This is a genomic window from Pseudomonas sp. CM25, assembly GCF_013179705.1.
GTDB lineage: Bacteria > Pseudomonadota > Gammaproteobacteria > Pseudomonadales > Pseudomonadaceae > Aquipseudomonas.
The window spans coordinates 1-2,888 of sequence record NZ_JABMCW010000506.1 but is presented as its reverse complement, the minus strand read 5'-3'; the positions used below and the strand labels follow the sequence as shown (position 1 = coordinate 2,888).

8 protein-coding genes are annotated in these 2,888 nt (G+C 59.7%); all 8 read right to left on the bottom strand.

Annotated features, from left to right (window positions below; genetic code table 11):
* A partial coding sequence (locus HP546_RS28630; RefSeq protein ID WP_172232709.1) for a hypothetical protein occupies positions 1-181 on the bottom strand: 181 nt, incomplete at its 3' end.
* Entirely contained in the window at positions 162-728 is a 567-nt protein-coding gene (locus HP546_RS28625; RefSeq protein ID WP_144000429.1) for an HNH endonuclease signature motif containing protein, read from the bottom strand. The genes HP546_RS28625 and HP546_RS28630, both read right to left, overlap by 20 nt.
* Positions 725-868, bottom strand: a complete 144-nt coding sequence (locus tag HP546_RS28620) for a hypothetical protein (RefSeq protein WP_172232706.1) — start codon at positions 866-868, stop codon at positions 725-727. Before HP546_RS28620 ends, HP546_RS28625 begins: the two co-directional genes overlap by 4 nt.
* A complete protein-coding gene (locus HP546_RS31575; protein WP_256678560.1) occupies positions 865-1,446 on the bottom strand; it encodes a hypothetical protein in 582 nt (193 codons plus the stop codon). The genes HP546_RS28620 and HP546_RS31575 overlap by 4 nt, the downstream gene beginning before the upstream one ends.
* Positions 1,433-1,660 carry a YlcI/YnfO family protein gene (locus HP546_RS28610; protein WP_172232703.1) on the bottom strand — a complete coding sequence of 76 codons (228 nt, stop codon included), beginning with the start codon at positions 1,658-1,660 and terminating at the stop codon, positions 1,433-1,435. Before HP546_RS28610 ends, HP546_RS31575 begins: the two co-directional genes overlap by 14 nt.
* Positions 1,650-1,841 carry a carbon storage regulator CsrA gene (csrA, locus tag HP546_RS28605; protein ID WP_016489240.1) on the bottom strand — a complete coding sequence of 64 codons (192 nt, stop codon included), beginning with the start codon at positions 1,839-1,841 and terminating at the stop codon, positions 1,650-1,652. Before csrA ends, HP546_RS28610 begins: the two co-directional genes overlap by 11 nt.
* A 45-nt stretch (positions 1,842-1,886) precedes the next feature.
* Positions 1,887-2,090, bottom strand: coding sequence for a hypothetical protein (locus HP546_RS28600; protein WP_172232700.1), 204 nt, complete (start codon positions 2,088-2,090; stop codon positions 1,887-1,889).
* Positions 2,087-2,524: a tellurite resistance TerB family protein gene (locus HP546_RS28595; RefSeq protein ID WP_016489238.1), complete on the bottom strand. Its 438-nt coding sequence runs from the start codon at positions 2,522-2,524 to the stop codon at positions 2,087-2,089. The genes HP546_RS28600 and HP546_RS28595 overlap by 4 nt, the downstream gene beginning before the upstream one ends.
* Positions 2,525-2,888 lie beyond the last annotated feature (364 nt).

The following is a 2,888-nucleotide window of genomic DNA, read 5'->3' as shown; positions in this document are numbered from 1 at the left end:
CGCCGCCAATGTGGCGGAAGTAGTCGATCTCAACCTTTGCGCTTTCAATCAGAACCCGGCTGATATCCGATACTGACTGGGCACGCTGAACCTCTTTGGCCAGACTGTCGTCGTCGGCTTCACGTACCGCTTCAAGCTGAGCGAAGAGGTGGTCGCGAAGGTCACTGAGCTTGTTTTTCATTTCTGGTCTTCCTCTTGATCTCTTTTTTCAGTTCGTTCTGCAGGTGGAGGATGTCTACGATCTCTTCCGGCAAACCTTTGTAGTGATGGTTGTTGCGCAGCTGGTGCTCGGCACGTGTGCGCAGGCATAAGTTGGCCAAGTCCGTGTTCTGCACGTCGCCGTCTTTGGCTGCTACAACCATCCCCTCTGGAACTGGTCCGTTGGCTTGCTCCCAGGTGTAGGTGTGAAGCGGCTTCCATACGTCGGGCTGAGCTACCTTGATCAGCGTGTACCGGCCCTTGCGGTGGGTGGCTCCTACTGGCCTTGGATCTTGGCCAATCTGACCCCCTTTGGCCCCCAGCCTGGCAAGCAGGATTCGGCGATGCGTTTCCGACCTGTGGGCATCGGTCTTAACCAGTCCAAATTGGGCTGCCCTCAACGTGATGGCTGTTTTCGTCCGCCCTGGCAAAAGCAGGCAAAGCTCCTTGTTGGTTTTGTTGGGGTAGAGCTGGCGAAGGAGTGCATCCTCCGCCTCGGTCCAGCGCTTGACCGGCCCGCGCTTAGTCACGCTCTGATCCGAAAGTGGTCGGCCAGAACTTGTCGCCCGTCCAGGCCGCAGGCGGCGGACAGGTCAAGGACCTGCCCAAAGGTTGTTTCGCGCTGCTGCAGGGCATCCCACAGCAACAGGAGCATGCAGGCCTGAGTCATGGCAGCTGCTCCTGCGTGTCCTGCGTCACCTGCTGTTTGGTGAGGTGACGGATCGCTGAGTCAATACGCTGGTCCAGATCCTCACCAACACGTACCGTGCCGATACCACCCGCCCTGTCGTATACGGCTGGTGTGAATCCGGAACCGGTGGACAGAGCTTCGTCGCGCAGCCAGCGGTACCGGCGCGCGTCGGCCACCAACTTGACGTGCTCGTCGATACCGAACGCCTTGCAGAACGCTGGCTGACCCTTCTCGGCCATGTAGCGCATGGCGTCGTTGATGTCGCTGAACTGCAGGTCGCCTTCAACCACAACGTGGCGCAGTGCGACCGACAAGAAGTCCAGCACCTGCGCATCGGTCCAAGGCGTGTATACAGCCACCATCTGCGGAGCACCGCCGGCACGGGCAAGGGCTTTCTCAAGCTCCCATTGCAAGTCGCCCTCGCTGGCGCCAGCGATCACGGCCAGGCCATTGCCCAATTGCACGTATGCCTCAAGCCGCACGTAGGATTTGATCTCCTCCAGCGTGTGACCGTCGGCAGGGCGCACCACCAGGGTGATACGGTCAGGCGACTGCATGTGGAGTCCCCTTAGCATCTGCTGCCTTGGCGAGCGCATCGAGGAGGGCGTTGACGCGCGCACGCCCATCCAGCTCGTTGCGGATCGCGGTGACGATCAAGCTGTTCATGCTGCGGTCATCTGCGTTGGCTGCCGCTGCAACCTGGTCACGCATACCGTCAGGCAAGCGCACTACGAATTTGTCCGCTTCGCGGGAGCCGTATTCAAAGCTCATGGCTCACCTCCTCTCCCTTTTGCGCCTGAATGCGCTCGTAGATTTCCTGGCGGTGCACTTCAACGTCCGACGGCGCTTCAATACCCAGGCGAACCTGCATGCCGTTGACGCCAAGGACGGTGACGCTGATGTCGTCGTTGATGCGGATGGTTTCGCCTACGCGGCGAGTTAGGATGAGCATGATTAACTCCTGTGAGGGTGAGGGCGGCACCGCCGCCCCTCCATATCACTGCGCAGTGCGCAGCTCGTTACGGGGCACCCAGCCGGCGTGGGTCTTCACCATGCAGCCGACATAGGGGGCGAACTTGGTCTGCCGCTCGGTCTGGTAGCCGTACCATTGGCACGACCCCCAATTCACAGCAGCGGCGATTACGAGCGCGCACAGGGCAAGCCCTACAACCGCGCCAAGGCCTATGTGCTTGCGCTTCAAGCCTCGATACCGAAGTCTTTGGGGCGCAAGCCCAGCTGCACACCAACCTCTGCCAGGACCTTGAGTTCTTCGGGGCTGATGTTTCCGTCGCCCTCGGCAACGGTGATCATGTTCACGAACACCTCCTCGGCATCGAGAGGGTTGTTCTTGATGTCCGCGATCTCGCGCATGATGTTCATGCGTCCCAAGCGGAAGCCGGCCTGCAGTTGCTCGGTGAAGAGGTTCACGGTGGCAGTGATCTCTTGGCCGAAGTGCTCCAGGTTCTTGTTTGCCCGGATCTGAATGTCGATCTGAGCCGCCTCGTTCTTGCTGATCTCGCCGTCAGCCGCCGCCACCAGCAGGCAGCCACCGACGATGGCTTGCATCAGGTCACGGTTTTCCAGCTTCTTGACTGCGCGCTTGGCGCCGAACAGTTTCTTTCCAATACCGAACATGGGTCTTTCCTCTTGGGTTGGTGGAGCTTTCTTCAGGCAAGCCGGTGGCCTGCCGCGTTTGTTGGCTTTCGCAAAAGTCAGGGTTGGGTCAGGTCAGGCGGATAGCTCTATGCAGCTGCGAGAGAGCTTTCAGCGCGTCGTGCTGCTACTCGTAACTCGACTTTGCGCCCTTGTCCTCCGCCTCGACGTACACGCGTAAATTCCTGGTCATCCATTACGGCGTTCGTTACTAGGACGGCGCACATGATCATGGCAAGTCTCCTGGCGATTCCGCGACAGAACAGTTCGGTCGGAACTGCAGACCGGCTACTGATGCCCAGTTTGTAGAAAATTCTCTCGACCGACTTCTTCACGGTCGCCGGCG

Bases quoted from the DNA above. Each gene is read 5' to 3' on its own strand.
- HP546_RS28620 (WP_172232706.1), bottom strand. From the start codon at position 868: ATGACTCAGGCCTGCATGCTCCTGTTGCTGTGGGATGCCCTGCAGCAG.
- HP546_RS31575 (WP_256678560.1), bottom strand. From the start codon at position 1,446: ATGCAGTCGCCTGACCGTATCACCCTGGTGGTGCGCCCTGCCGACGGT.
- HP546_RS28610 (WP_172232703.1), bottom strand. From the start codon at position 1,660: ATGAGCTTTGAATACGGCTCCCGCGAAGCGGACAAATTCGTAGTGCGC.
- csrA (WP_016489240.1), bottom strand. From the start codon at position 1,841: ATGCTCATCCTAACTCGCCGCGTAGGCGAAACCATCCGCATCAACGAC.
- HP546_RS28595 (WP_016489238.1), bottom strand. From the start codon at position 2,524: ATGTTCGGTATTGGAAAGAAACTGTTCGGCGCCAAGCGCGCAGTCAAG.